Source organism: Pseudomonas sp. GL-RE-29 (assembly GCF_019947275.1).
In the GTDB taxonomy this organism is placed as follows: domain Bacteria; phylum Pseudomonadota; class Gammaproteobacteria; order Pseudomonadales; family Pseudomonadaceae; genus Aquipseudomonas; species Aquipseudomonas fluorescens_A.
Genome location: NZ_JAGYGD010000008.1, coordinates 32,463 through 57,635 on the forward strand (window position 1 = coordinate 32,463; position 25,173 = coordinate 57,635).

General features: G+C 60.0%; 27 protein-coding genes and 1 other RNA gene. 11 read left to right on the forward strand and 17 right to left on the reverse strand.

What is annotated here, in order from left to right; translation table 11 throughout:
* Positions 1 to 22: 22 nt before the first annotated feature.
* The 8 genes from gcvT to KGB21_RS09050 all read right to left on the reverse strand — a co-directional run bounded on the left by gcvT (position 23) and on the right by KGB21_RS09050 (position 9,047).
* Entirely contained in the window at positions 23 to 1,105 is a 1,083-nt protein-coding gene (gcvT, locus tag KGB21_RS09015; RefSeq protein ID WP_034147639.1) for a glycine cleavage system aminomethyltransferase GcvT, read from the reverse strand.
* 155 nt (positions 1,106 to 1,260) lie between these two features.
* Complete coding sequence (locus KGB21_RS09020) at positions 1,261 to 2,877, reverse strand: ABC transporter permease (protein ID WP_223504835.1); 1,617 nt, start codon at positions 2,875 to 2,877, stop codon at positions 1,261 to 1,263.
* A gap of 142 nt (positions 2,878 to 3,019) precedes the next feature.
* Positions 3,020 to 4,024: an extracellular solute-binding protein gene (locus KGB21_RS09025; RefSeq protein ID WP_223504837.1), complete on the reverse strand. Its 1,005-nt coding sequence runs from the start codon at positions 4,022 to 4,024 to the stop codon at positions 3,020 to 3,022.
* A 211-nt stretch (positions 4,025 to 4,235) separates the two neighbouring features.
* The gene (locus KGB21_RS09030) at positions 4,236 to 5,453 is read right to left on the reverse strand and encodes a 2-octaprenyl-3-methyl-6-methoxy-1,4-benzoquinol hydroxylase (protein ID WP_223504949.1); all 1,218 of its coding nucleotides are present in this window, start codon (positions 5,451 to 5,453) and stop codon (positions 4,236 to 4,238) included.
* Positions 5,454 to 5,462: 9 nt separating this feature from the next.
* Complete coding sequence (locus tag KGB21_RS09035; RefSeq protein ID WP_034147643.1) at positions 5,463 to 5,948, reverse strand: DUF4442 domain-containing protein; 486 nt, start codon at positions 5,946 to 5,948, stop codon at positions 5,463 to 5,465.
* Complete coding sequence (gene ubiH / locus KGB21_RS09040; protein WP_223504839.1) at positions 5,941 to 7,128, reverse strand: 2-octaprenyl-6-methoxyphenyl hydroxylase; 1,188 nt, start codon at positions 7,126 to 7,128, stop codon at positions 5,941 to 5,943. Before ubiH ends, KGB21_RS09035 begins: the two co-directional genes overlap by 8 nt.
* A complete protein-coding gene (gene pepP, locus KGB21_RS09045; protein WP_223504841.1) occupies positions 7,125 to 8,459 on the reverse strand; it encodes a Xaa-Pro aminopeptidase in 1,335 nt (444 codons plus the stop codon). Before pepP ends, ubiH begins: the two co-directional genes overlap by 4 nt.
* A gap of 27 nt (positions 8,460 to 8,486) precedes the next feature.
* Entirely contained in the window at positions 8,487 to 9,047 is a 561-nt protein-coding gene (locus KGB21_RS09050) for a YecA family protein (RefSeq protein WP_034147646.1), read from the reverse strand.
* Between the two features lie 192 nt (positions 9,048 to 9,239).
* Here KGB21_RS09050 and KGB21_RS09055 point away from each other — a divergent pair, with 192 nt between their 5' ends.
* The 4 genes from KGB21_RS09055 to KGB21_RS09070 all read left to right on the forward strand — a co-directional run bounded on the left by KGB21_RS09055 (position 9,240) and on the right by KGB21_RS09070 (position 10,680).
* Complete coding sequence (locus tag KGB21_RS09055; RefSeq protein ID WP_007942437.1) at positions 9,240 to 9,449, forward strand: TIGR02449 family protein; 210 nt, start codon at positions 9,240 to 9,242, stop codon at positions 9,447 to 9,449.
* Entirely contained in the window at positions 9,446 to 9,763 is a 318-nt protein-coding gene (locus KGB21_RS09060) for a cell division protein ZapA (protein WP_008055229.1), read from the forward strand. The genes KGB21_RS09055 and KGB21_RS09060 overlap by 4 nt, the downstream gene beginning before the upstream one ends.
* 30 nt (positions 9,764 to 9,793) lie before the next feature.
* A non-coding RNA gene (ssrS, locus tag KGB21_RS09065) (6S RNA) lies at positions 9,794 to 9,972 on the forward strand.
* Between the two features lie 102 nt (positions 9,973 to 10,074).
* On the forward strand, positions 10,075 to 10,680 hold the full coding sequence (locus KGB21_RS09070) for a 5-formyltetrahydrofolate cyclo-ligase (RefSeq protein WP_032831317.1): 606 nt from the start codon (positions 10,075 to 10,077) through the stop codon (positions 10,678 to 10,680).
* Positions 10,681 to 10,715: 35 nt separating this feature from the next.
* Here KGB21_RS09070 and KGB21_RS09075 read toward each other — a convergent pair whose 3' ends face one another.
* On the reverse strand, positions 10,716 to 10,871 hold the full coding sequence (locus tag KGB21_RS09075) for a hypothetical protein (RefSeq protein ID WP_223504843.1): 156 nt from the start codon (positions 10,869 to 10,871) through the stop codon (positions 10,716 to 10,718).
* A 197-nt stretch (positions 10,872 to 11,068) separates the two neighbouring features.
* On the opposite strand from KGB21_RS09075, the gene KGB21_RS09080 reads away from it, so the two are divergent.
* Entirely contained in the window at positions 11,069 to 11,518 is a 450-nt protein-coding gene (locus KGB21_RS09080) for an EVE domain-containing protein (protein ID WP_034147647.1), read from the forward strand.
* Between the two features lie 107 nt (positions 11,519 to 11,625).
* On the opposite strand, the gene KGB21_RS09085 is transcribed toward KGB21_RS09080, so the two are convergent.
* A complete protein-coding gene (locus tag KGB21_RS09085) occupies positions 11,626 to 12,033 on the reverse strand; it encodes a flagellar basal body-associated protein FliL (RefSeq protein ID WP_034147648.1) in 408 nt (135 codons plus the stop codon).
* 150 nt (positions 12,034 to 12,183) lie between these two features.
* Here KGB21_RS09085 and KGB21_RS09090 point away from each other — a divergent pair, with 150 nt between their 5' ends.
* Positions 12,184 to 13,161: an NADPH:quinone oxidoreductase family protein gene (locus KGB21_RS09090; RefSeq protein WP_223504845.1), complete on the forward strand. Its 978-nt coding sequence runs from the start codon at positions 12,184 to 12,186 to the stop codon at positions 13,159 to 13,161.
* A 65-nt stretch (positions 13,162 to 13,226) separates the two neighbouring features.
* On the opposite strand, the gene KGB21_RS09095 is transcribed toward KGB21_RS09090, so the two are convergent.
* The 7 genes from KGB21_RS09095 to KGB21_RS09125 all read right to left on the reverse strand — a co-directional run bounded on the left by KGB21_RS09095 (position 13,227) and on the right by KGB21_RS09125 (position 20,266).
* Positions 13,227 to 13,841, reverse strand: a complete 615-nt coding sequence (locus tag KGB21_RS09095; protein WP_223504951.1) for an energy transducer TonB — start codon at positions 13,839 to 13,841, stop codon at positions 13,227 to 13,229.
* A 182-nt stretch (positions 13,842 to 14,023) separates the two neighbouring features.
* Complete coding sequence (locus KGB21_RS09100; protein ID WP_223504847.1) at positions 14,024 to 14,692, reverse strand: gamma-glutamylcyclotransferase; 669 nt, start codon at positions 14,690 to 14,692, stop codon at positions 14,024 to 14,026.
* 334 nt (positions 14,693 to 15,026) lie between these two features.
* Positions 15,027 to 15,995, reverse strand: a complete 969-nt coding sequence (locus KGB21_RS09105; RefSeq protein ID WP_223504849.1) for a CDP-6-deoxy-delta-3,4-glucoseen reductase — start codon at positions 15,993 to 15,995, stop codon at positions 15,027 to 15,029.
* Positions 15,995 to 17,461, reverse strand: coding sequence for a 4-hydroxy-3-polyprenylbenzoate decarboxylase (ubiD, locus tag KGB21_RS09110; protein WP_020797260.1), 1,467 nt, complete (start codon positions 17,459 to 17,461; stop codon positions 15,995 to 15,997). The genes KGB21_RS09105 and ubiD overlap by 1 nt, the downstream gene beginning before the upstream one ends.
* Before the next feature lie 139 nt (positions 17,462 to 17,600).
* Positions 17,601 to 18,860 (reverse strand): transcription termination factor Rho, encoded by a 1,260-nt coding sequence (gene rho / locus KGB21_RS09115; RefSeq protein WP_003206716.1) that lies wholly within the window; start codon positions 18,858 to 18,860, stop codon positions 17,601 to 17,603.
* 247 nt (positions 18,861 to 19,107) lie between these two features.
* Positions 19,108 to 19,437: a thioredoxin TrxA gene (trxA, locus tag KGB21_RS09120; RefSeq protein ID WP_003206727.1), complete on the reverse strand. Its 330-nt coding sequence runs from the start codon at positions 19,435 to 19,437 to the stop codon at positions 19,108 to 19,110.
* A 121-nt stretch (positions 19,438 to 19,558) separates the two neighbouring features.
* Positions 19,559 to 20,266 carry a FadR/GntR family transcriptional regulator gene (locus KGB21_RS09125; RefSeq protein ID WP_223504850.1) on the reverse strand — a complete coding sequence of 236 codons (708 nt, stop codon included), beginning with the start codon at positions 20,264 to 20,266 and terminating at the stop codon, positions 19,559 to 19,561.
* A gap of 256 nt (positions 20,267 to 20,522) precedes the next feature.
* Between KGB21_RS09125 and KGB21_RS09130 the strand changes: the two genes are divergently transcribed.
* From KGB21_RS09130 to ppx, 5 genes are all read left to right on the forward strand, one after another.
* A complete protein-coding gene (locus KGB21_RS09130; RefSeq protein WP_034147655.1) occupies positions 20,523 to 21,308 on the forward strand; it encodes a transporter substrate-binding domain-containing protein in 786 nt (261 codons plus the stop codon).
* Positions 21,309 to 21,330: 22 nt separating this feature from the next.
* The gene (locus KGB21_RS09135; RefSeq protein ID WP_034147656.1) at positions 21,331 to 21,999 is read left to right on the forward strand and encodes an amino acid ABC transporter permease; all 669 of its coding nucleotides are present in this window, start codon (positions 21,331 to 21,333) and stop codon (positions 21,997 to 21,999) included.
* On the forward strand, positions 21,996 to 22,646 hold the full coding sequence (locus KGB21_RS09140) for an amino acid ABC transporter permease (protein ID WP_223504852.1): 651 nt from the start codon (positions 21,996 to 21,998) through the stop codon (positions 22,644 to 22,646). Before KGB21_RS09135 ends, KGB21_RS09140 begins: the two co-directional genes overlap by 4 nt.
* A complete protein-coding gene (locus tag KGB21_RS09145) occupies positions 22,633 to 23,370 on the forward strand; it encodes an amino acid ABC transporter ATP-binding protein (protein WP_034147658.1) in 738 nt (245 codons plus the stop codon). The genes KGB21_RS09140 and KGB21_RS09145 overlap by 14 nt, the downstream gene beginning before the upstream one ends.
* A gap of 233 nt (positions 23,371 to 23,603) precedes the next feature.
* Positions 23,604 to 25,112 carry an exopolyphosphatase gene (gene ppx / locus KGB21_RS09150; RefSeq protein ID WP_223504855.1) on the forward strand — a complete coding sequence of 503 codons (1,509 nt, stop codon included), beginning with the start codon at positions 23,604 to 23,606 and terminating at the stop codon, positions 25,110 to 25,112.
* The last annotated feature ends 61 nt before the right edge of the window (positions 25,113 to 25,173 follow it).

Sequence of the window (25,173 nt, forward strand, 5' to 3'; positions counted from 1 at the left end):
CGGTCGATGCCGCCAGAAAAGGTTAGATCAAGGTTTTGCCATGGCGTACGAAGGTCGGTTTGACCACTCGGACCGGGTACCACTTGCCACGGATTTCCACTTCTGCGCGGTCGGCAGTCGCCATCGGCACGCGCGCCAGTGCAATCGACTTGCTAAGCGTAGGAGAGAAACTACCACTGGTGATCTCTCCTTCGCCAACATCAGCGATGCGGACCACTTGATGAGCGCGCAAAACTCCGCGCTCCTCAAGGACCAGACCGACCAGTTTGTGCTGTATGCCACCGCTGCGCTCGGCTTCCAGAGCCTTGCGGCCGATGAACTGGCGAGTGGCCGGTTCCCAGGCAATGCTCCAGGCCATATTGGAGGCCAGCGGTGAAACGTCTTGATTGATGTCCTGGCCGTAGAGGTTCATGCCGGCTTCTACCCGCAAGGTATCCCGCGCGCCAAGACCGATCGGGGAAATACCCGCCCCCACCAGATCGTTAAAGAATCCCGGTGCCTGATCGGCCGGCAAAATGATTTCCAGACCGTCTTCGCCGGTGTAGCCGGTGCGCGCGATGAACCAGTCACCGTCGGGCAGGCCTTCGAAAGGTTTGAGTAGCTGGATCAGATTGGCGCGGGACTGGGTCACCAGTTCGGCCACTTTGTGCCGGGCGTGGGGACCTTGAATGGCCAGCATCGCCAGCTCGGAGCGCTCGCTGAGCTGCACCTCGAAACCATCGAGATGGGCCTGCATCCACGCCAGGTCCTGGTTGCGGGTGGAAGCGTTGACCACCAGGCGATAACCGTCATCAAGGCGATAAACGATCATGTCGTCGACGATGCCGCCGCGCTCATTGAGCATGCTGCTGTACAACGCACGGCCGGGGCTGTGCAGGCGTTCGACGTCATTGGCCAGCAAATGCTGGAGCCAGGCTTTGGCCTGCTTACCGACGACATCGATCACGGTCATGTGGGATACATCGAAAACACCGCAATCGCGGCGCACCTGATGGTGTTCCTCGACCTGCGATCCATAATGCAGAGGCATATCCCAACCGCCAAAATCGACCATCTTCGCGCCGAGGGCGAGATGAAGGTCATACAGAGGCGTACGCTGTCCCATGGGTTTCTCCTTCCGGGCGTGGCGAAGGTGCGGGTGAGAGCCATTGGAGTGAAAGCCTTGTAATTAAAGGCCTTCAGCCGATTTTCACAACCTTGTCTGTCAGACGTACCGCACCGAATGCCGCGCATTGTAGCCGCAAGGTGTAGGACTGGCACCTAGCTGTTTCGATGCGCTGAACGCCGGATCAATCCGATGACCGGTAGCAGCCCGACCAAAACCAGGGTCAAGGCCGGCAAAGATGCCCTCGCCCACTCTCCCTCGCTGGTCATTTCAAAGATCCGCACTGCCAGCGTGTCCCAGCCAAACGGGCGCATTAACAGGGTCGCGGGCATTTCCTTGAGCACGTCGACGAATACTAGCAGCGCCGCACTCAACGAACCGGGCAGCAACAGCGGCAGATACACTTTGAAAAACAGTCGTGGCCCACTGACACCCAGGCTACGTGCCGCTTCGGGCAAAGATGGCCGTATACGCGCCAGGCTACTTTCCAGCGGCCCGTAAGCCACGGCGATGAAGCGCACCAGGTACGCCAGCAACAACGCCGACAGGCTGCCCAACAGCAGCGGCTTGCCAGCCCCACCGAGCCAACCGGAGAGCGGGATCACCAGCTCGCGATCCAGGTAACTGAACGCCAGCATGATCGATACCGCCAGCACCGAACCGGGCAAGGCGTAGCCAAGATTGGCCAGACTGACCCCGGAACGGATCGCCCGGGTCGGCGCCAAACGTCGGGCAAAGGCCAACACCAAGGCGACGCTCACCGTGATCAACGCCGCCATCGCGCCCAGGTACAAGGTATGGACGATCAGCCCGGCGTAACGCTCATCCAGATCCAGACGACCGCGCTGCCAGAACCACACCAACAGTTGCAGCATCGGAATGACGAAAGCGCAGGCGAACACCAACCCGCACCACGTCATGGCCAACAGCGCCTTGAAGCCATGCAGGTGATACAGCGCCTTGACCCGCGGGCGCTCGTTGCTCGCCCGGTTGGCACCGCGAGCACGCCGCTCGCCGTACAGCACGACCATCACCACCAGCAGCAACAGGCTGGCCAGTTGCGCGGCGGTGGACAGGCTGAAGAATCCGTACCAGGTCTTGTAGATAGCGGTCGTAAAAGTATCGAAGTTGAACACCGACACCGCGCCGAAATCGGCCAGGGTTTCCATCAGCGCCAATGCCACGCCCGCACCGATGGCCGGCCGTGCCATGGGCAACGCCACCCGCCAGAACGCTTGCCATGGTGATTGCCCGAGGACGCGTGCCGCTTCCATCAGGCCTTTGCCTTGGGCCAGGAACGCCGTGCGTGCCAACAGATAAACGTAGGGGTAAAAAACCAGCACCAGAACCAGGATCACCCCGCCCGTAGAGCGCACCCGCGGCAAACGCAGGCCTGTCCCGAACCACTCGCGCAGCAGGGTTTGCACGGGGCCGGCGAAATCCAGCAGGCCGACAAAGACAAACGCCAGCACGTAGGCCGGGATCGCAAACGGCAGCATCAGCGCCCAGTCCAGCCAACGGCGGCCGGGGAATTCGCAGAGGCTGGTGAGCCAAGCCAGGCTCACACCAAGAACCGTAACGCCAACACCGACCCCGAGCACCAGGGTCAGGGTATTGCCCAACAGACGCGGCATCTGGGTTTCCCAAAGGTGGGACCAGATCTGTTGATCGATGGCTTGCCAGGAGAACAGCAGGACACTCAGCGGCAGCAGGACCAGCGCAGCGATGGCGAAGACCAGGGGATACCAGCGTCGTTGGGCGGGGTGGGCCACAGACAAGCTCTCGCGAAAAAATCGTGCAGTGTAGGGAAAACGCAAAAAGATCGCAGCCTCCGGCAGCTCCTACAGGGTGATCACCGACCCAATGCAGGAGCTGCCGAAGGCTGCGATCTTTTGATCTTTTAAACCAGCAGGCTTAGTTCCAGCCAGCCCGATCCATCATGCGAATCGCTTCAGCCTGACGCTTGCCTGCGACTTCCACCGGCAAGGTGTCAGCCACGAACTTGCCCCATGCCGCGACTTCCGCAGACGGCTGCACCGTCGGGTTCGCCGGGAATTCCTGATTCACGTCAGCGAAGATTTTCTGCGCCTCAGGCGTGGTCATCCACTCCACCAAGGCCTTGGCCGCTTCCGGGTGCGGAGCGTGTTTGGTCAGGCCGATGCCCGACAAATTCACGTGCACGCCACGATCCGCCTGGTTCGGCCAGAACAGTTTCACCGGCAGCTCAGGTTTCTGCTTGTGCAGGCGACCGTAGTAGTAGGTGTTGACGATGCCAACATCACACTGACCCGCACTGATGGCTTCGAGGACCGCAACGTCGTCGGAGAACACATCAGTCGACAGGTTGTTAACCCAGCCTTTCAGGATTTTTTCAGTTTTTTCCGCGCCGTGGACTTCAATCATGGTGGCGGTCAGCGACTGGTTGTAGACCTTCTTCGCCGTGCGCAGGCACAGGCGACCTTCCCAATTCTTGTCGGCCAGTGCTTCGTAGGTGGTCAGTTCGCCCGGTTTCACCCGATCGGTGGAATAGGCGATGGTCCGCGCCCGCAAGCTCAGGCCGGTCCAGGCGTGGGAGGCCGCGCGGTATTGCAGCGGAATGTTGGCATCGATGGTTTGCGAGGTGAATGGCTGGAGGATGCCCATTTGCTCGGCTTGCCAGAGGTTGCCGGCATCGACGGTAAGCAGCAGGTCGGCGGTGGCGTTCTCGCCCTCGGCCTTGATCCGCTGCATCAGCGGCGCTTCCTTGTCGGTGATGAACTTCACCTTCACGCCGGTTTTGGCGGTGTAGGCATCGAAGACCGGTTTGATCAGCTCGTCGATACGCGAGGAATAAACCACCACCTCGTCAGCAGCCTGGGCGGTGGTGCTGCCGATCAGGGTCAGGGCCAGTGCGGTCAGTAGACGCTTCGGTGCCAACATGGGAGCGGTCTCTCGATTGAAAAAGTGAGGCCAAATGATAAGGACTCACATTTGCCTTCTCAATCGAACAGTTCGCGGAGGAGTTACCAGATGTTGCACAGGATTCGACGCAACCCTGTAGGAGCTGCCGCAGGCTGCGATCTTTTGATCTTGATCTTTAAAAAAGCAAAATCAAAAGATCGCAGCCTTCGGCAGCTCCTACAGGGCCGAGTCAGGGCTTGGCGAGTGCGGGGAGATCGCCGATCAGTCCGAGGGCTTCGCGCACGAACAACGCCTTGGCTTCCGGCATCTGGTCGACCATTTTCAACCCGGCATTGCGCAACCAGCGCACCGGCAACGGGTCGGCCTGGAACAACCGCTCAAAACCTTCCATCGCCGCCATCAACGCCAGGTTGTGTGGCATGCGTCGACGTTCGTAACGGCTGAGGACTTTCTCGTCCGCCAAGCGCTCGCCACGAGTCGCCGCTCGCAGCAATTCTTCGGCGAGCACGGCGGCATCGAGGAACCCAAGGTTCACGCCCTGCCCGGCCAACGGGTGAATGGTGTGCGCGGCATCACCGATCAGCGCCAGGCCTTCGGCAACATAACGCTTGGCATGGCGTTGGCGCAGTGGCACGCACAGACGCGGATCAGCGCTGAGCACAGTGCCGAGGCAACCTTCAAAGGCCCGTTCCAATGCGCGACAGAAACCTTCGTCATCCAGCGCCATCAGGTGTTCGGCTTCGCTCGGCGTGGTCGACCAGACGATCGAACACCAATCCTGCTGCCCATCGCGTTCCAGCGGCAGGAACGCCAGCGGACCGTTGTCGGTGAACCGTTGCCAAGCGGTCATTTGATGAGGTTTTGAGCTGCGCACGCTGGTGACGATGGCGTGGTGCAGATAATCCCACTCGCGCGTCGCAACGCCCGTCAGGCGACGCACCGCCGAGTTGGCACCATCCGCCGCGATCACCAGCGGTGCGCGTAAGGTGCGGCCATCGGCGAGGGTCAGCAGCCAGTCATCACCGGAGCGGCGCATCTGCTCAAGGCGTGCGTTGGCCAGCATGCCCAGATCACAGTCGTGCAAGCGATCGAGCAAGGCGTCCTGAACAACGCGATTCTCGACGATGTGGCCCAGCGCATCAGCGTGCACGCTGGTCGCCGAGAAATGGATTTGCCCGGTGCCGCTGCCGTCCCAGACGTGCATGTCGCTGTAGGGACTGCTGCGGCGGTTGGCGATGCCTTCCCACACGCCCAGACGTTCGAGAATGCGCTGGCTGGCGGCGGACAAGGCGCTCACTCGCGGTTCAAAGGGCGCCTGAGCGTCAAACGGTTTGACGCTCATCGGGCTGCCGTCGAGCAACAGGACTTCCAGCCCGCTGTCTTGTAACGCCAACGCCAGGGCGCTGCCGACCATTCCGGCCCCGACAATCAGCAGATCTGCGCGCATTTCCATGCTTTAAGCCTGTCTCGCTTGCGGCTTGAGCCGCACGTAAAGGGTTTTTCCAACACGCGCTACCAGATGGCCAGCGCCGTCGTGAATGTCGACCTGCAATTGCGGCAGGTATTTTTCGCCACCCGCCGTTTGCCGCCGGATTTCGTCGAGCAAGGTGTCGTCGATGTTGAATCGTGCAAACACCGGACCTTTGCCCGGCGCGATGAAATCGATGTCGGCAGCCTTGTCCCAGACGATGTAATTGCGCCCGAGGTTTTCCATCAGCATCAGCATGAAGAACGGGTCAACCATCGAATACAGGCTGCCGCCGAACTGGGTGCCTACGTAATTGCGGTTGTACCAGCTCAGACCCATGGACACCTGAACGTCACGGAAATCATCACTGATGTGCCGCACCCGAACCCCGGCGCCGAGGTACGGCGGGTAGAAATTCATGAAGCAACGCATCAACCGCGCCTTGCCGAACGTCTGGGTCAGCCACTTAAACATCAGGACGCGTACCCAAACCCATGGCCTGCCGGGCGAACCAGCGCTTGGCCGGTGGCAGCAGATCGAGGCCGAGCAGCCCAAGATTGCGGCCCATGGAAACCAGTGGCTGGGTGCTGCCGAACAAGCGCGTGACCTGATCGGAGAAGCCCACGGTCAGGTTCTGATCCAGACGCTGGCGTTCTCGATAGGCCTGCAGTGTCGCGAAATCGCCCAACGGCTGATCACTGACGAGCAGCGCGTCGGCTAACGCCTGGGCGTCACGCAGGGACAGGTTGAACCCCTGACCGGCAATCGGATGCAGGCTGTGCGCCGCGTTGCCGAGGATCGTCAGATGCGGTCGCACCTGCTCTTCGGCCTCCACCAACGACAGCGGATACAAGTGACGCGCGCCGACTTGCTTCAACGTGCCGAGGCGATAACCGAACACGCCCTGCAATTCGCTGAGGAAACTCCGTTCATCAAGGTCCGCCAGACGTTGCGCGTCCATCCCCAGACGAGTCCAGACCAGCGCACAGCGGTTATCCGGCAACGGCAGCAATGCCATCGGGCCGTCGTCGGTAAAGCGCTCGAACGCCATGCCGTTGTGGGCTTCGCTCGGGGTGATATTAGCGATCAGCGCGCTCTGGTTGTACGGGCGTTTCTTGACGCCGATCCCCAGTTGCTCGCGCAAGCCTGAACGGCCGCCATCGGCAAGCACCGCGAGGTCGCATTCCAGCGTTGTCTCGTCGTTGAGGGTCAGGCGATAGCCGTCGGTGAGCGGTTCCATGCGCGTGACTTCCGCCGGGCAACGCCAGCTGATCACGTCCTTGTCCAGGCCTTGCCACAGGCATTGGCCGAGCCAGGCGTTCTCCACCACGTAACCCAGTGCCGGAACGCCTTCTTCCATTGCCGACAGCCGCGCCGTGGAAAAACGCCCACGGTCAGAGACGTGAATCTGTTTGATGGGCTCGGCGCGGCGGGAGATTTCCTGCCAGACGCCCAGGCGCTGATAAATCTGCCGCGCACCGAAAGATAGCGCCGTGGAACGCGCGTCATAGCTCGGTTGATAGGTATCGCCGGGAGCGAACGGCTCGATCAGTACGATCTTCCAGCCACGGGCCTTGGCCCCGGCCTGCAAGGCCAACGCCAGGCTGGCGCCGACCAGGCCGCCACCGATAATCGCCAGATTGACTCGACTCATGCCGCTTGTGTCCGTGCGTGCGCCATCAGCGCCTCGATTTCGGCGACGGTTTTCGGTACGCCTTTGGTCAGGATTTCACAGCCGGTTTTGGTGACCACTACATCGTCCTCGATGCGCACGCCAATGCCGCGCCATTTCTTAGCCACGCTCTGATTGTCCGGAGCGATGTAAATCCCCGGCTCCACCGTCAGCGCCATGCCGACTTCCAGCACGCGCCATTCACCGCCGACCTTGTATTCGCCGACGTCATGCACATCCATGCCCAGCCAGTGGCCGGCGCGGTGCATGTAAAACGCTTTGTAGGCTTCGCTCGCGATCAATTCGTCAACGTCGCCCTGCAACAGTCCCAAGTCGACGAGGCCGGAGGTAATCACCCGGACCGTGGCTTCGTGCGCCTGATTCCAATGCTTGTTCGGGGCAATCTCGGCAAACGCAGCTTCCTGGGCGGCCAGCACCAACTCGTAGATCGCCTTCTGTTCCGTGGAATACTTGCCGTTGACCGGCCAGGTGCGAGTGATGTCGCTGGCGTAGCAGTCGATCTCACAACCGGCGTCGATCAACACCAGGTCGCCGTCCTTGAGTGCCGCGTCATTCTGCTGATAATGCAGGATGCAGCTGTTACGCCCCGCCGCGACAATCGAACCGTAGGCGGGCATCTTCGCCCCGCCCTTGCGGAACTCGTAATCGAGCTCGGCTTCCAGGCTGAACTCATACAACCCGACACGGCTAGCCTGCATCGCCCGCACATGCGCCTGGGCGGAAATCCGTGCGGCTTCGCGCATCACCTTCACTTCTGCCGCCGATTTATACAGGCGCATGTCGTGAAGCAGATGATCCAGGGCAACGTATTCGTTCGGCGGCTGGGCGCCGAGATTGGCTTTGGAGCGGATCACATTGATCCATTCCATCAGGTGCCGGTCGAATTCGGGGTTGCTGCCCATGGCCGAATACACCCTGTCGCGACCTTCGATCAGGCCCGGCAGGATGTCGTCTATATCAGTGATAGGAAAAGCGTCGTCGGCGCCGAAGTCGCGGATTGCGCCTTCCTGCCCGGCGCGCAGGCCGTCCCACAACTCTCGCTCAGCGTTGCGCTCACGGCAGAACAGGATGTATTCGCCATGCAAACGCCCCGGGATCAGGACCAGTACGGCCTGAGGTTCGGGAAAACCGCTGAGGTACTGGAAGTCGCTGTCCTGACGGTAAACGTGCTCGACGTCGCGATTGCGGATAGCCACCGCGGCGGCGGGCAGGATAGCAATGCTGTTGGGTTCCATCTGCGCCATCAAGGCCTTGCGGCGACGGCTGTATTCCGATTTAGGGATATGAATCATGGGCAGATGGCGTTCCCCTGGCATTGATCAGTGCAGCGACGGTTTGGCGGCAGCCGGCGCGTCCGGCTTCTTGGTTTCGGAGAACAGCAACAGCGGCGCGACGCGCAGGTATTCCATGACTTCCATATAGTCGCTTTCGCCGTCGTCGGACTCTTCCAGTGCGTCTTGCACCTGGGAAATGGCCGCCAAATCCTGCAGCACCTCGGTAGCTTCGGCGCTGAGGGCGCTGCTGTCGCGGCAGTTCAGGCCGAAACCGCTGAGGAAGCCCTGGCACCACTCGCCCAGTGCAGCGGCACGTTCGGCCAGCGGGGCATCGTCGGTTGGCAACAGCAGCACGACGGTGACGTCGTCGCCAGTGAGCTCGCCCTTGACCATCTCTTGCAGGCCGATCAGGGCGTTGCGGACGTTGTCCTGCGGCTCGCTTTCGAGCAGTTCGGCGGCATCAATCAGCCAACCCTCGGCGTCGAAACCGGCGCCGGCGCAGCTGCGGCCGAGCAGCAGGCCGTGCAGTTCGGCAGGCGAGACGTTATGACCGCTGGACGTCAGCAGGGTGGCGAAGGCTTGGTACGGGGAATTCTGAATGGGCATGGGCAGCTAGGCGCCAGACGGCGCTATGTCTAGAATGAAGGCCTTGTATCCTACAACGACTGCCCTGTAGGAGCGAGCCTGCTCGCGATGGTCGTCGACGATAACGCCGGGTACCTGACACCCCGCGGCGTTCTCAGGCTCATCACGAGCAGGCTCGCTCCTACAGTCCAACCCCATCAGACAGTGAAGACAATGGAAGACACCGACCTGCAAGCGCTGATGGCCAGACTCGAATTGCTGATTAGCCGAGTCGAGCAACTTAAGAGCCAAAACGGACTCTTACTAGCTCAGGAAAAGACCTGGCGCGAGGAACGCGCTCACCTCATTGAAAAAAACGAAATCGCCCGGCGTAAGGTCGAATCGATGATTTCGCGCCTCAAGGCCCTGGAGCAAGACTCATGAGTTCAAGCAATAGCGTCACCGTGCAGATCCTCGACAAAGAATATTCGATCATCTGCCCCCAGGAAGAACGCAGCAACCTGGTGAGCGCCGCCCGTTACCTGGACGGCAAGATGCGCGAAATCCGCAGCAGCGGCAAAGTCATCGGCGCCGATCGCATCGCCGTGATGGCCGCGCTGAACATTACCCACGACCTGCTACACAAGGAAGAACGCCCGGATATTCAGGCCAGCGGTTCGACCCGCGAGCAGGTACGCGACCTGCTGGATCGCGTCGATCTGGTGCTCGCGACCGATCCGGACGTCACCAAAGGCTGATTCGCGCCACCGCTTGCGTTATACTCGCATCACTCCCTGGGGTGCTTGCCAGTTGGCGATGTCCCTGAGCCGATTTGCTATACCCTGGAGGTTGCACGTTGGGCTGGTGTGCATGTCCGCTAGACGGAAAGCCTTAAAGCCTACTGCATCTTCCACCTTGAACTTTCGGGTTCAAGGGCTAAGTCGACAGCGGTACATCCGGGGAGCCTGATTCCAGTCCGATGCCGGTTTAAATACCGGCATCGGCGTTTTTACAGATCCGCTTTTTTACAGATACGCTTTCCGTACCTGTCCTGCCGAAGCCCGAATCCATGACCGAACCTGCGCTGCTCCCTCGCCCGCAACTTCGACGCATGCTGCGCAAGGCCCGCCGCGCACTGACACCCAGCCAACAGCGCCAGGCTGCTCGCGGGTTGTACAAGCAATTGGCCCAGCAACCGCTGTTTCGCCGCGCAAAACACATTTCTCTTTATTTGCCGACCGACGGTGAAATCGACCCGCGCCTGTTGCTGCGTGCCGCTCAACGTCGCGGCAAGGCCACCTATCTGCCGGTATTGAGCGCCTGGCCGCGAACCAAAATGGTGTTCCAGCGGATTCGTCCCGGCGAGAAACTCAAACCCAATCGCTTCCGCATTCTCGAACCCCGGCACAACCTCGCCCGGCAACGTAAAGTCTGGGCGCTGGATCTTGTGCTGCTGCCGTTGGTAGGGTTTGACGATGTTGGCGGGCGCCTGGGCATGGGTGGCGGCTTTTATGATCGCAGTCTGGCTTATCTGGCGCGCCGTAATGACTGGCGCAAGCCGACGTTGCTGGGGCTGGCCCATGAATGTCAGAAGGTGGAACGATTGGCTCAAGCGAGCTGGGATGTACCGTTGCAAGGAACGGTGACGGACAAGGCCTGGTATTACGCAGGCTAGACGCCACTGGAATCAGCGGCGTCGGAAAGAAAGGCTCAGCGCTTGAACGCGGTCGACTGCTGTTGCAACTGTGCCACTTCGACCGGTGCATCGGGCTTGTTGGCCCACAGGCTTTGGGCATAGCCAGTGGTTACGACGCCGAGGCCGAACAAAATGACCAAAATCCATAGTAAATCCGGTTTGCGTTTCATCGATTGCCCCCCAAAGGCACATCAACACGATGACAGCAGCGGTTTCCGTTTTGTAGGCCGTGCAGCAGCGTCAAGCTCTAAAGGCCGGCATTTTGCGGCAACGTGAACCGCTGCGCAAATGCTGGCGTCAACCGACTGTCGGTTTGTCATAAAATTGCCCGACAACCTGCCCACTGACCTCGCAAGGAGCAAAAAACATGGCTTATTGGCTGATGAAATCCGAGCCCGACGAACTCTCGATCAAAGGCCTGGAGAAGCTCGGCCGAGCGCGCTGGGACGGGGTTCGCAACTATCAGGCGCGTAATTTTCTGCGGGCGATGGCGGTAGGAGACGAGTTCTTTTTCTACCACTCCAGCTGCCCCGAGCCGGGGATTGCCGGGATCGGCAAGATTGTCGAGGCGGCTTACCCGGATCCGACGGCGCTGGAGCCCGAGAGCCATTACTTCGATCCAAAGGCCACTGCAGAGAAAAATGCCTGGAGCGCGATCGATGTCGAGCACGTCGAGACGTTTCCCAGGATATTGAAGCTGGATTATCTCAAGCAGCAGACGGCGTTGGCTGAGATGCCTCTGGTGCAGAAGGGCTCGCGGCTGTCGGTGATGCCGGTGACGGCTGAGCAGTGGGCGGCGGTTAAAGCTTTGCGTTGAAACGCCAAAAGATCGCAGCCTTCGGCAGCTCCTACAGGAGTACGCGTTACCTTGTAGGAGCTGCCGAAGGCTGCGATCTTTTGATTTTCAATCAGACAAAGTAAGTCTTATTGAATGATCAGGTTGTTGAACAACAGATCCTCAACCACCGGCTTGCCGGTTTCGTCGTTCATGACTTGCTGGGTTTGCTTTAACGCTTCCTGACGCAGTTTTTCCTTGGCTTCGACGTTGTTCATCGTTTCGGTGGTCTGCTGGGCAAACAACGCCACCAGTTGATTGCGAATCAACGGTTCGTTGGCTTTCACTGCTTTGGTCGCCTCATCACCGGTCACCCGCAACGCCACATCAGCCTTGTAGACCTTGAGCTTCGGCGTGCCGTCCAGCCCATAGTTGCCCACGAATGGCGGGCTCAGGGTTATGTAATTGACCTTCGGCGCCGCATCTTCCTTGGCCTCTTCGGCCACCGCTGCCACAGGCAGGGACAGGGCCAGCATCAACATGATCCACGCTTTCACAATTCGCTCCTTATCCGGTTTGCGGCCTAGCATAACGACCCGCCGCTCAAGCACAAGCTTATGGCTGACTATCAGGGTCGGGCATGCTCGTTGACCCATCGACTCACACACCTACACTTATCGGCCATCACTCCCAAAGGAATAGCCCTGATGAAAGCCGTGCTGTGCAAAGCCTTCGGCCCTGCCGAATCGCTGGTGCTGGAAGACGTCGCCAGTCCTGTCGCGAAGAAGAACGAAATCCTGCTGGACGTGCACGCCGCCGGGGTGAATTTCCCGGACACGCTGATCATCGAAGGCAAGTATCAGTTCAAACCACCCTTCCCGTTTTCCCCGGGTGGCGAAGCGTCTGGTGTTGTCAGCGCGGTGGGCGAGAAGGTCAGTCACCTGAAAGTCGGGGACCGTGTCATGGCCCTTACCGGCTGGGGCAGCTTTGCCGAACAGGTCGCCGTACCGGGTTACAACGTGTTGCCCATTCCACCCTCCATGGACTTCAACACCGCCGCCGCCTTCAGCATGACCTACGGCACCTCGATGCATGCGCTCAAGCAACGCGGCAACCTGCAACCGGGCGAAACCCTGCTGGTGCTCGGCGCGTCTGGCGGCGTCGGCCTGGCAGCAGTGGAAATCGGCAAAGCCATGGGCGCCCGCGTCATCGCTGCCGCCAGCAGCGCCGAAAAACTCGCCGTGGCCAAGGCCGCAGGTGCCGATGAACTGATCAACTACAGCGAAACCAGCCTCAAGGACGAAATCAAACGCCTGACCGACGGCCAGGGCGCCGACGTGATCTACGACCCGGTGGGCGGTGACCTGTTCGACCAGGCCATCCGCGCCATCGCCTGGAACGGTCGCTTGCTGGTGGTCGGCTTCGCCAGCGGCCGCATCCCGGAGCTGCCAGTGAATTTGGCGCTGCTCAAGGGTGCAGCGGTGCTCGGCGTGTTCTGGGGCTCGTTTGCCCAACGCCAACCTCAAGACAACGCCGCGAACTTCCAGCAACTGTTTGCCTGGTTTGCCGAAGGCAAGCTGAAGCCACTGGTGTCACAGGTGTACCCGCTGAGCAATGCGGCGCAGGCGATCAATGATCTGGGGCAGCGTAAGGCCGTCGGGAAAGTGGTGGTTCAGGTTCGCTGAATCTGTGCATGACAAAAAAGGCCAGAACAACTGACAAGGTTGTTCTGGCCTTTTCGCTTATATGACTAGAGCAACTTCCGAATATCCTGCGGCAAATACCTCACGTACCTGGAAACAGGGTTATTCAGACACTCCCTGACGATGATCGGCACCTTTCTGTTCAGCTTGGCTATCAACGCCAGACGTCGTTCATCGGTCAGCGTTGTCACAGAAAACGCGTTCGACAGATAAGCACGCGTGTAGTGGAACGCGGGAGTGTCTACCCAAGCGAGTTCCGGGGTACGAACGGTGATCTCGTTGAGATCCCGACATTTCAATTCCTTGAGCCATTTATTGAGGTGAATAGGCAGCGACCAATCGTATCCAAAAACCATCGGCGCAATCACTTCTTGCTCGGCGGGTTTCTCACCTTCGACCGTCCATGGCTTGAACCGCCATTGATCTATCGCAACCCTGGTCGCCTCCGCCAGGTCAGGATGATCGCTTTGCAGAATGCTCACCTTGCTCACCGAACCATCGGCACTGACTGTAAATTTGACCCGCACATCACCGATGATCCCGGCCCGTTGCAGTGCCGGCGGGTAAATGGGTTTGGGATTGTTCTCCGGTATCAGGAAAACCTCCCCGGCCCGGATTTCACCAGATATCGCCAGCATGAGCATCAACACAAACCACCGCATAAACCCTCCCCTTCGCACCTGAAATGCCATGTCTGGCAGCAGGGACAAAGGGTAAAGATCGAAGGCTTGGAGCTGAAGGTCATGGCTTCCGGGAAAAGCGCAGGACATTTCCCAAAGTCCCGCCTTAATTCGGACAATTCAGGCGCATTAAAACGATGGGGTGAACATTTCCTACGCTCACTTCAGACAAGCGGAGCACTCGTTTGCTCGACCTTTGATTTGCAGCGCTTGAGCCGCGCCTCCAGATTCCGGTCTGGCATGGCATGGCTACGCAAGGCGTGGGCGGTCTGTTCGACATAATCGCGAGTCGTGCCGTAGCGCCCGCAAGCGTTTTCGAACACGTGGCTCAGCACGTGGTCCGGCAGGTTGCCGGCATAGCTGGGCAGATGCCGCTCCAGAACAAACCCCAGCGCCTGAACCTGGCTGCCGTCTTCAAGTCGGCAGTTGAGCCAGTGCGGGCGATAGGACGGGAATGGCATTTCCCTTTTCCAGAGCGCATACAGCGAAGCGTCCAGTTGCTCTTCCGGCAAGCGGTAGGCAAACCCGCTGCATGAACCGCCGCGATCCAGACCGAAGACCAGACCGGGCATTTCCGGCGTGCCGCGATGTTCGTGGGACCACAGATATAAACCGCGATGGTAGCCATGCACCCGCCCGCGAACCCGTTCAACCGCCGTGCACTCGGGACGCCAGATCAGTGAGCCGTAAGCAAACAACCACACCGGCCCACCCTTGTGGCGCGCCATGGTCGATTGCATTGAGCTGAGTAATTGTTCGTGCGTGAGCTGCGGCCCCAGATCGAGCCGCGGAGGGTAAGCCAGATTCAAAATGGACGATTCAATGGCGCTCATGGCGATTAGCGTTCAGCTCCCCGCGGGTGAAGAATTACTTAATAGAACGCACCGCTGTAACAATAAGGCACATATGTTTTAAGGCAATTTAAGTGCCATGGCACAGTTCTTAATTAATTGCCTGATTGGAATATAACCTACCGGCATTTATATGATTTTATAAATACCGATAGGCTATATAGAGAGTTATAACCTGTAGGAGCGAGCCCTGCTCGCGATGGTCGTAAACGATTACGATGGAAACCTGATACCCCGCGGTGCTCTCAGGTTCATCGCGAGCAGGCTCGCTCCTACAGTGGAGAACAGCATCAGGATCGCAGCACGAGAGCGAGGTTCAGGAGCGTGGGGCGTAGGCAAATACGTCGGCGCGCATTTGATGGGCGTCCATCCCGGCCTCGACCAGCGCATCCAGCGTGCCGTAGACCATGGCCGGTGAACCACTGGCGTACACGTGCAAGGTCTTGAGATCGGGAAAGTCTTCGCAAACGGCTTCATGCAACATGCCGCAGCGCCCCTGCCAACCGCATTGATCGCTGACGACTTTATGCAGGAACAGGTTGGGCAGCTTCAGCCACTCGTCCCAATGTTCGATTTCATAAAAGTCTTCAGGGCGACGCACGCCCCAGTACAGGTGCACCGGATGTTTGAAGCCCGTGGCGCGGCAATGCTCGATCAGGCCATGGACCTGGCCCATGCCAGTGCCCGCAGCGATCAACACCAACGGACCGTCGGGCAACTCGGCCAGGTGCGTATCACCGAACGGCATGTCGATGCGCACCATCGTGTCGCGTTGCAGCTGTTCGATCAGGTTCAGTGCACTGGCTTCGCGCGCCAGCACATGGATTTCCAGATCACGCCCGGAGGACGGCGCCGAGGCCAGGGAAAAGGACGACTTGTCGCCGTTGTCCCGATGAATCATCAGGTACTGACCGGCGTGATAACGCGGTGGCTTGCCGGCCGGCGCCCGCAGTCGCACCCGCCAGGTATCACCGCCGACGTCGGTGCAGCTGGTGACCTGACACGACAGACTGCGCACCGGCAATTCTCCCAGCGCGAGCACGCCATCCCACAGCACGATGCAGTCTTCCAGCGGCTCTGCTATGCAAGTGTAGAACTCGCCATGGTCACGCACATTGCCCGCCTGCTCGACGCGCCCTTCCACCAGCAACGCGGCACACACGTGGCAGTTGCCGTTGCGACAGCTTTGCGGGCATTCATAGCCCAGACGGCGTGCGCCATCGAGAATCCGCTCGCCGGGCAAAATATCCAGCACCGCGCCGGAGGGCTGCAAGGTTACACGCATCAATCTATTCCTAACTGATTCCAGATGGCATCGATCCGCTGGGTCACAGCATCATCCTTGACGATTACCCGGCCCCACTCGCGCGTGGTTTCGCCCGGCCATTTATGCGTGGCATCGAGCCCCATCTTCGAGCCCAGGCCGGACACCGGCGAGGCGAAGTCGAGGTAATCGATCGGTGTGTTTTCGATCATCACCGTGTCGCGCTTGGGGTCCATGCGCGTGGTGATGGCCCAAATCACATCGTTCCAGTCACGTGCGTTGATATCGTCGTCAGTGACGATAACGAACTTGGTGTACATGAACTGTCGCAAAAACGACCAGACACCGAGCATTACCCGCTTGGCATGACCCGGATACGACTTCTTCATGGTCACGACGGCCATGCGGTACGAGCAGCCTTCGGGCGGCAGGTAGAAGTCGGTGATCTCCGGGAACTGCTTCTGCAGAATCGGCACGAACACTTCGTTCAGCGCCACGCCGAGAATAGCCGGCTCATCCGGCGGACGGCCGGTGTAGGTGCTGTGGTAAATCGGTTTGATCCGGTGGGTGATGCGCTCGACGGTGAACACCGGAAAGCTGTCGACTTCGTTGTAGTAACCGGTGTGGTCGCCGTACGGGCCTTCATCGGCCATTTCGCCCGGATGGATCACGCCTTCGAGGATGATTTCGGCGGTGGCCGGCACTTGCAGGTCGTTGCCCCGGCACTTCACCAACTCGGTGCGGTTACCGCGCAAGAGACCTGCGAAGGCGTATTCGGAGAGGCTGTCGGGCACCGGGGTCACGGCGCCAAGGATGGTCGCCGGGTCAGCACCCAGCGCCACGGCCACCGGGAACGGCTGGCCCGGATGCTTCTCGCACCACTCGCGGTAATCCAGTGCGCCGCCACGGTGGCTCAGCCAGCGCATGATGACTTTATTGCGGCCAATCACTTGCTGACGGTAGATGCCGAGATTCTGCCGATCCTTGTTCGGACCTTTGGTGACCGTGAGGCCCCAGGTGATCAGCGGCGCAACGTCGCCCGGCCAGCAGGTCTGCACCGGCAGCGTCGAGAGATCGACGTCGTCACCTTCGATGACCACTTCCTGGCAGATCGCGTCTTTGACGACTTTTGGCGCCATCGAGATGATCTTGCGGAAAATCGGCAGCTTGGACCAGGCGTCTTTCAGACCCTTCGGCGGCTCGGGCTCCTTGAGGAATGCCAGCAGCTTGCCGATCTCGCGCAACTCGCTGACCGCTTCGGCGCCCATGCCCAACGCTACGCGCTCGGGGGTGCCGAACAGGTTGCCGAGCACGGGAATGTCAAAACCCGTGGGCTTTTCGAAAAGCAGGGCCGGGCCCTTGGCGCGCAAGGTGCGGTCGCAGACCTCGGTCATTTCGAGCACTGGGGACACCGGAACCTGGATGCGCTTGAGTTCGCCGCGCTGTTCCAGGCCGCTGATAAAGTCGCGCAAGTCGCGATACTGCATGCGTAAGCCTCGTGTTGGCCGTGGCGTTCGGGGCAGGCAGTTTAGCGCCGAACCCTTCGGTTCAGAACCACGAACTGCCGCTTGATCAAAAATCAGATAGCAAAAAGCCGGGTTTCCCCGGCTTCTTGGCCTGTTCGACTTACTTGCGTTTCATCGACAGGAAGAACTCATCGTTGGTCTTGGTCGTTTTCAGCTTGTCGACCAGGAACTCGATGGCAGCGACTTCGTCCATCGGGTGCAGCAGCTTGCGCAGAATCCACATGCGCTGCAACTCGTCGTCAGCGGTCAGCAACTCTTCACGGCGAGTACCGGAACGGTTGATGTTGATGGCCGGGAACACGCGTTTTTCAGCGATACGGCGATCCAGAGGCAGCTCCATGTTGCCGGTGCCTTTGAATTCCTCGTAGATCACTTCGTCCATCTTCGAGCCAGTTTCAACCAGCGCGGTGGCGATGATGGTCAGCGAGCCGCCTTCTTCGATGTTCCGCGCGGCGCCGAAGAAACGCTTCGGTTTCTCCAGGGCGTGGGCATCGACACCACCGGTGAGCACTTTGCCGGAGCTCGGGATCACGGTGTTGTAGGCACGGGCCAGACGGGTGATGGAGTCGAGCAGGATCACCACGTCCTTCTTGTGTTCGACCAGGCGCTTGGCCTTCTCGATCACCATTTCGGCAACCTGCACGTGGCGGGTTGGCGGCTCGTCGAACGTCGAGGCAACCACTTCGCCGCGCACGGTGCGCTGCATTTCGGTTACTTCTTCCGGACGTTCGTCGATCAGCAGTACGATCAGATGAACTTCAGGATTGTTACGAGCGATGTTTGCCGCGATGTTCTGCAGCATGATTGTTTTACCGGCTTTCGGCGGTGCAACGATCAGACCACGCTGGCCTTTGCCGATCGGGGCGCACAGGTCGATGACACGACCGGTCAAGTCTTCAGTGGAACCGTTACCGGCTTCCATCTTCATGCGCACAGTCGGGAACAGCGGGGTCAGGTTCTCGAAGAGAATCTTGTTTTTCGCGTTTTCCGGACGGTCGAAGTTGATCGTGTCGACCTTGAGCAGCGCGAAATAACGCTCGCCTTCCTTCGGAGGGCGGATCTTGCCAACGATGGTGTCACCGGTGCGCAAGTTGAAGCGACGGATCTGGCTCGGCGAGACGTAGATATCGTCTGGGCCGGCGAGATAGGAGGCGTCTGCAGAGCGGAGGAAGCCGAAGCCGTCCTGGAGAATCTCCAGCACGCCATCACCGGAGATTTCCTCGCCGCTTTTCGCGTGCTTTTTCAGCAGGGAGAAAATCACGTCCTGCTTGCGCGAACGGGCCATATTTTCTATGCCCATCTGTTCGGCCAATTCGAGCAGTTCGGTAATCGGCTTTTGCTTGAGTTCAGTCAGATTCATATAGGAATGACGTAATCATTTATGGAGGGGGGAAATTAAGCTTTTGGCTTAATGAGGCCGCGCCGCGGAGAAGGCGACAGGATCGCGTACTTATTCGAAAAGGAGAGCGTCGGCGACGGCTAGCAGGGGGCACTGGAGAAACCAGCGCGGGGCCGAATGTAACACCTGAGTTTCGGAGCGTCTAGCCCTCAATAACGAAAAAGCCCCGCAATATGCGGGGCCTTTCTTTGACACGCTACAACGACGCTTAGATGTTGGCGTCGAGGAAAGCCGCCAGCTGCGACTTCGACAGTGCGCCGACCTTGGTCGCTTCAACGTTGCCGTTCTTGAACAGCATCAGGGTCGGGATACCACGCACGCCATGCTTGGCCGGGGTTTCCTGGTTTTCGTCGATGTTCAGTTTGGCAACGGTCAGCTTGCCTTTGTAAGTCTCGGCAATTTCGTCCAGAACAGGAGCGATCATTTTGCAAGGGCCGCACCACTCAGCCCAGTAATCGACCAGTACAGCGCCTTCAGCCTTGAGTACGTCGGCCTCGAAGCTAGCGTCGCTAACGTGTTTGATAAGATCGCTGCTCATGGAATTCTCCAGGGTTGTAAGCAAAAAAACGTGGCCCATCATAGCCGCCCTTCCCCTGTTCAGGAAGCCGCAGATGATTGAGTCTCGCTATGGTGGTCCATGAGTTTGGGTATAGCCCAAGTCACGCCGTGGCGGGAGCGACGAATCCAATGCCGGTGCGCAGCGCAGCGTTGCGTACGTGTTCGTGCATGGCCTTCTGCGCGGCCCCGGAGGCCCGCCGGGCCAGTGCCCGAAGGATTTTGCGGTGTTCCTGCCAGGTTTCCATGGCGCGCTCTGCCCGGATGAACGGCAGCTTCTGGCTCTCGAGGAAGATGTCGGCGCTGGCAGTCAGGATGCTCAGCATCGCCTGATTGCCGCTGGCAAGAAGGATGCGTCGGTGAAATTCGAAGTCCAGGCGCGCTGCCGCATCGAAGTCTCCGGACTTCAGTTCATTGCGCATCGCGGCGACATTGTCTTCCAGCGCATCGAGTTCATCGGTACTCAAGGTCACGGCGGCCAATCCGGCGGCGAACCCCTCCAGCGCATAGCGCAACTGGAAGATATCCAGCGGCGAAGCCTGGGCCGCGAACGGCCAGCCGGGCGCCGCATCGCCGCGCGGCAGCTCCACCGGTGCCTGCACGAACACGCCTTTGCCCGGTTGGATACTGATCACCCCCAGCGCACTGAGCGACGACAACGCCTCCCGCAATGACGCCCGACTGACGCCCAATTGCACGGCAAGGTCCCGTTGCGAAGGCAACGCATCCCCCGGCCCGAAACCCTGCTCGGTAATCAGTTTGCGGATGGCTTGCAGCGCCACTTCGGGTACGGCACGGGAGATCGAGTTCATGGTTTTCCAGACGAACCAGGCCAATGAGCGGCCAGTTGTAAAGCTATTCGCCGCGTCCGGCAAGTCGTGCCCCATGGGGGTTCGGGAATTTTCACAGGTGCGCTATCGAGGTGCGAAACAACACCTGACTGTTCAGACCAGTAAGACCTTGAGACGCCAGCAAAACCGAGGCCTGCCGACCCGAATAGCCCATGTTGGCATGGCCCATGCTCTGTCGAATCGCAGAATTCACACCTCGCCGATTCGGAGATTTGCCATGACCCAGCGTTACAGCGCCCTCCTCGCTGCCCTGTTTGCCAGCCTGATGCTGAGCCAGGCACCCGCCCACGCCGACGGTCTGGAGGATGTGGTCAAGCGCGGCGTCCTCAAGGTCGCCGTGCCACAGGACTTCCCGCCCTTCGGCTCGGTCGGGCCGGACATGAAGCCGCGCGGCCTCGACATCGACACCGCGAAACTGCTGGCCGACCAGCTCAAGGTCAAACTCGAACTGACCCCGGTCAACAGCACCAACCGCATTCCGTTCCTGACCACCGGCAAGGTCGACCTGGTGATTTCCAGCCTCGGCAAGAACCCCGAGCGCGAAAAAGTCATCGATTTCTCCCGTGCCTATGCGCCGTTCTACCTCGCCGTGTTCGGTCCGCCAGACGCCGACATCAAAAGCCTGGACGACCTCAAGGGCAAGACCATCAGCGTCACCCGTGGCGCCATCGAAGACATCGAGCTGACCAAAGTCGCCCCTGAAGGCGTGACCATCAAGCGCTTCGAAGACAACAACTCGACCATCGCTGCCTACCTGGCCGGTCAGGTCGACCTGATCGCCAGCGGCAACGTGGTGATGGTGGCGATCAGCGAGAAGAGCCCGAAACGCGTGCCTGCACTGAAAGTGAAGCTCAAGGATTCGCCGGTCTACGTCGGTGTGAACAAGAACGAGCCGGCACTGCTGGACAAGGTCAACCAGATCCTCGTCACCGCCAAGAGCGACGGGGCCCTGGAGAAAAACGCCATGACCTGGCTGAAAGAACCGCTGCCGGCCGACCTCTGATCCGGCACGCAGGAGACACGTTATGGCTTATCAGTTCGATTTCTTGCCGGTGGTGCAAAACACCGATCTGCTGTTGCGCGGTGCGTTGTTCACCCTGGAGCTGACGGCCATCGGCGCGGTGCTCGGGGTGGGCCTGGGCATCGTTGGGGCACTGGTGCGGGCGTGGAATATTCGTCCGTTCGCCGGCATCTTTGGCGTTTACGTCGAGTTGATCCGCAACACGCCATTCCTGGTGCAGTTGTTCTTCATCTTCTTCGGCTTGCCGTCACTGGGCGTGCAGATTTCCGAATGGCAGGCCGCCGTGCTGGCGATGGTGATCAACCTGGGGGCCTACTCCACCGAGATCATTCGTGCCGGCATCCAGGCGATCCCCCGGGGTCAGCTGGAAGCCGCCGCGGCGCTGGCGATGACGCGCTTCGAAGCCTTTCGCCACGTGGTGTTGCTGCCTGCACTGAGCAAGGTCTGGCCGGCCCTGAGCAGCCAGATCATCATCGTCATGCTCGGTTCGGCGGTCTGCTCGCAGATCGCCACCGAAGAGCTGAGCTTCGCCGCCAACTTCATTCAATCGCGCAACTTCCGCGCCTTTGAAACCTACGCCCTGACCACGCTGGTCTACCTGTGCATGGCGCTAATGATCCGCCAACTACTGAACTGGATCGGCCGCCGCTACATTGCAAGGAGTGCCCAATGAGCGATTTCACCTTTTGGGACATCGTGCGCAACCTGCTCACCGGCCTGCAATGGACGCTGGCGCTGTCGCTGGTGGCGTTCATTGGCGGCGGGCTGATCGGCCTGTTGATCATGGTCATGCGCATCTCGAATAAATCCCTGCCACGCAATTTCGCCCGGACTTACATCGAACTGTTCCAGGGCACGCCGCTTTTGATGCAGCTGTTTCTGGTGTTTTTTGGCGTGGCGTTGGCCGGAATCGAGATTTCACCGTGGATGGCGGCGGCGATCGCGCTGACGCTGTTCACCAGCGCTTACCTGGCGGAGATCTGGCGCGGTTGCGTCGAATCAATCCCCAATGGCCAGTGGGAAGCCTCGTCGAGCCTGGCGCTGAACCCGCTGGAGCAATTGCGCTACGTGATCCTGCCGCAGGCCTTGCGCATCGCTGTGGCGCCGACCGTGGGCTTTTCGGTGCAAGTGGTCAAAGGCACCGCCGTGACCTCGATCATCGGTTTCACCGAACTGACCAAGACCGGCGGCATGCTCGCCAACGCTACATTCGAACCGTTCATGGTCTATGGCCTCGTCGCTCTCGGCTACTTCTTGCTCTGCTACCCCTTGTCGCTCAGTGCGCGCTATCTGGAAAGGAGACTGCATGCCTCTGCTTAGAATTTCCGCTCTGCATAAATTTTACGGCGACCACCATGTGCTCAAAGGCATCGACCTGAGCGTCGAGGAAGGCCAGGTGGTGGCGATCATCGGGCGCAGCGGCTCGGGCAAATCGACCTTGCTGCGTACCCTCAACGGGCTGGAATCGATCAACGACGGCGTCATCGAAGTCGACGGCGAATACCTCGACGCCGCCCGCGCCGACCTGCGCAGCCTGCGGCAGAAAGTCGGCATGGTGTTTCAGCAGTTCAACCTGTTCCCGCACCTGACCGTGGGCGAAAACGTCATGCTCGCGCCGCAAGTGGTGCAAAAAGTCCCGAAAGCCAAAGCCGCCGAACTGGCGCGACAGATGCTGGAGCGGGTCGGGCTCGGGGAGAAATTCGACGCCTTCCCGGACCGCTTGTCCGGCGGGCAGCAACAGCGAGTGGCGATTGCCCGCGCCCTGGCGATGTCGCCGAAAGTGCTGCTGTGCGATGAAATCACCTCCGCCCTGGACCCGGAACTGGTCAACGAAGTGCTGAGCGTGGTCCGGCAACTGGCCAAGGAAGGCATGACGCTGATCATGGTCACCCACGAAATGCGCTTCGCCCGGGAGGTTGGGGACAAGTTGGTGTTCATGCATCAAGGCTTGGTGCATGAGGTCGGCGATCCGAAAGTGTTGTTTGCCAATCCACAGACGGCGGAATTGGCGAATTTCATTGGGACCGTCGAGGCAACAGGCTAATTATCTGTGGCGACGGAGCTTGCTCCCGCTCGGCGGCGCAGCGGTCGCAAAACCTCTACTCGCGATTTCCAGCTGAAATCGGGGTGTAGGTCTTTAGGGCCGCTTCGCAGCCCAGCGGGAGCAAGCTCCCTCGCCACAAGAGTTGTGTTGGATCAAGGCTTTGAACACTGCGCGTTGGCGTCAGCGTTTGATCGTGGCACGATGTCAGGGTTATCGACCGAGACCCCCACACCATGCCGCTATCCCAAGCCAAGAATCTGTCCCTGATCGCCGCAATCGACCTGGGCTCCAACAGCTTTCACATGGTCGTGGCCAAGGCCCAGAACGGCGAAATCCGTATTCTCGAGCGTCTCGGGGAGAAGGTTCAGCTCGCCGCCGGCATCGACGACGAGCGCAAGCTCAGCGAAGAATCCATGCAACGCGGGCTCGACTGCCTGAAACGCTTCGCCCAACTGATCAACGGTATGCCGCCCGGCGCCGTGCGGATCGTGGGCACCAACGCCCTGCGTGAGGCCCGTAACCGCAACGAATTCATCCACCGCGCCGAAGAAATCCTCGGCCATCCGGTGGAAGTCATCTCCGGCCGTGAAGAAGCGCGCCTGATTTACCTCGGTGTGTCCCACACCCTCGCGGACACCCCGGGCAAACGTCTGGTGGCCGACATCGGCGGTGGCAGTACCGAGTTCATCATCGGCCAGCGCTTCGAACCGCTGCTGCGCGAAAGCCTGCAGATGGGTTGCGTCAGCTTCACCCAACGCTATTTCAAGGACGGCAAGATCACCCCGGCCCGCTACGCCCAGGCGTACACGGCGGCGCGGCTGGAGATCATGAGCATCGAACACGCCCTGCACCGCCTGACCTGGGATGAAGCCATTGGCTCCTCGGGGACCATCCGCGCCATCGGCCTGGCCCTGAAGGCCGGCGGTCACGGTGCGGGTGAGGTGAACGCCGAAGGCCTGGCCTGGCTCAAGCGCAGACTGTTCAAACTCGGCGATGTCGACAAAATCGACTTCGAAGGCATCAAGCCGGATCGTCGCGCCATTTTCCCGGCCGGCCTGGCGATTCTCGAAGCCATCTTCGACTCCCTCGAGCTGCAACGCATGGATCACTGCGAAGGCGCATTGCGTGAAGGCGTGCTCTACGACCTGCTGGGTCGTCACCATCACGAAGACGTGCGCGAGCGTACGCTGACCTCGCTGATGGAGCGTTATCACGTCGACCTGGAACAGGCGGCGCGGGTTGAACGCAAGGCCCTGCACGCCTTCGATCAGGTGGCCAAGGATTGGGATCTGGACGACGAAGACGGCGTTTGGCGCGAGCGGCTTGGCTGGGCAGCCAAGGTCCATGAAGTGGGCCTCGACATCGCGCACTATCACTACCACAAGCACGGCGCCTACCTGATCGAGCACTCGGACCTGGCCGGGTTCTCCCGCGAAGACCAACTGATGCTCGCGCTGCTGGTGCGTGGCCACCGCCGCAACATTCCCAAGGACAAGTTCGCCGATTTCGGTGAGGACGGCATCAAGCTGATTCGCCTGTGCGTGCTGCTGCGCTTTGCGATTCTGTTCCATCACATTCGCGGCACTCAGCAAATGCCTCAGGTGGTCCTGCAAGCCAACGGCGACAGCCTCGACGTGCTGTTCCCGGAAAAATGGCTGGAAGAGAACCAGTTGACCCAGGCCGACTTCGCCCTCGAAGCGGAATGGCTGACTCGCGTGAATTTCGTGCTGAACGTGCGCTGAAACGCGATCCTTATTCATGCGGTGACTGGACGATCGCCATCGCTGGCAAGCCAGCTCCCAC

What these genes read in the sequence shown, in the direction of transcription:
- gcvT (WP_034147639.1), bottom strand. Translation starts at nt 1,105, where the DNA reads ATGGGACAGCGTACGCCTCTGTATGACCTTCATCTCGCCCTCGGCGCG.
- KGB21_RS09025 (WP_223504837.1), bottom strand. Translation starts at nt 4,024, where the DNA reads ATGTTGGCACCGAAGCGTCTACTGACCGCACTGGCCCTGACCCTGATC.
- KGB21_RS09030 (WP_223504949.1), bottom strand. Translation starts at nt 5,453, where the DNA reads ATGCGCGCAGATCTGCTGATTGTCGGGGCCGGAATGGTCGGCAGCGCC.
- KGB21_RS09035 (WP_034147643.1), bottom strand. Translation starts at nt 5,948, where the DNA reads ATGTTTAAGTGGCTGACCCAGACGTTCGGCAAGGCGCGGTTGATGCGT.
- ubiH (WP_223504839.1), bottom strand. Translation starts at nt 7,128, where the DNA reads ATGAGTCGAGTCAATCTGGCGATTATCGGTGGCGGCCTGGTCGGCGCC.
- pepP (WP_223504841.1), bottom strand. Translation starts at nt 8,459, where the DNA reads ATGATTCATATCCCTAAATCGGAATACAGCCGTCGCCGCAAGGCCTTG.
- KGB21_RS09050 (WP_034147646.1), bottom strand. Translation starts at nt 9,047, where the DNA reads ATGCCCATTCAGAATTCCCCGTACCAAGCCTTCGCCACCCTGCTGACG.
- KGB21_RS09055 (WP_007942437.1), top strand. Translation starts at nt 9,240, where the DNA reads ATGGAAGACACCGACCTGCAAGCGCTGATGGCCAGACTCGAATTGCTG.
- KGB21_RS09060 (WP_008055229.1), top strand. Translation starts at nt 9,446, where the DNA reads ATGAGTTCAAGCAATAGCGTCACCGTGCAGATCCTCGACAAAGAATAT.
- KGB21_RS09070 (WP_032831317.1), top strand. Translation starts at nt 10,075, where the DNA reads ATGACCGAACCTGCGCTGCTCCCTCGCCCGCAACTTCGACGCATGCTG.
- KGB21_RS09075 (WP_223504843.1), bottom strand. Translation starts at nt 10,871, where the DNA reads ATGAAACGCAAACCGGATTTACTATGGATTTTGGTCATTTTGTTCGGC.
- KGB21_RS09080 (WP_034147647.1), top strand. Translation starts at nt 11,069, where the DNA reads ATGGCTTATTGGCTGATGAAATCCGAGCCCGACGAACTCTCGATCAAA.
- KGB21_RS09090 (WP_223504845.1), top strand. Translation starts at nt 12,184, where the DNA reads ATGAAAGCCGTGCTGTGCAAAGCCTTCGGCCCTGCCGAATCGCTGGTG.
- KGB21_RS09095 (WP_223504951.1), bottom strand. Translation starts at nt 13,841, where the DNA reads ATGCGGTGGTTTGTGTTGATGCTCATGCTGGCGATATCTGGTGAAATC.
- KGB21_RS09100 (WP_223504847.1), bottom strand. Translation starts at nt 14,692, where the DNA reads ATGAGCGCCATTGAATCGTCCATTTTGAATCTGGCTTACCCTCCGCGG.
- KGB21_RS09105 (WP_223504849.1), bottom strand. Translation starts at nt 15,995, where the DNA reads ATGCGTGTAACCTTGCAGCCCTCCGGCGCGGTGCTGGATATTTTGCCC.
- ubiD (WP_020797260.1), bottom strand. Translation starts at nt 17,461, where the DNA reads ATGCAGTATCGCGACTTGCGCGACTTTATCAGCGGCCTGGAACAGCGC.
- rho (WP_003206716.1), bottom strand. Translation starts at nt 18,860, where the DNA reads ATGAATCTGACTGAACTCAAGCAAAAGCCGATTACCGAACTGCTCGAA.
- trxA (WP_003206727.1), bottom strand. Translation starts at nt 19,437, where the DNA reads ATGAGCAGCGATCTTATCAAACACGTTAGCGACGCTAGCTTCGAGGCC.
- KGB21_RS09125 (WP_223504850.1), bottom strand. Translation starts at nt 20,266, where the DNA reads ATGAACTCGATCTCCCGTGCCGTACCCGAAGTGGCGCTGCAAGCCATC.
- KGB21_RS09130 (WP_034147655.1), top strand. Translation starts at nt 20,523, where the DNA reads ATGACCCAGCGTTACAGCGCCCTCCTCGCTGCCCTGTTTGCCAGCCTG.
- KGB21_RS09135 (WP_034147656.1), top strand. Translation starts at nt 21,331, where the DNA reads ATGGCTTATCAGTTCGATTTCTTGCCGGTGGTGCAAAACACCGATCTG.
- KGB21_RS09140 (WP_223504852.1), top strand. Translation starts at nt 21,996, where the DNA reads ATGAGCGATTTCACCTTTTGGGACATCGTGCGCAACCTGCTCACCGGC.
- KGB21_RS09145 (WP_034147658.1), top strand. Translation starts at nt 22,633, where the DNA reads ATGCCTCTGCTTAGAATTTCCGCTCTGCATAAATTTTACGGCGACCAC.
- ppx (WP_223504855.1), top strand. Translation starts at nt 23,604, where the DNA reads ATGCCGCTATCCCAAGCCAAGAATCTGTCCCTGATCGCCGCAATCGAC.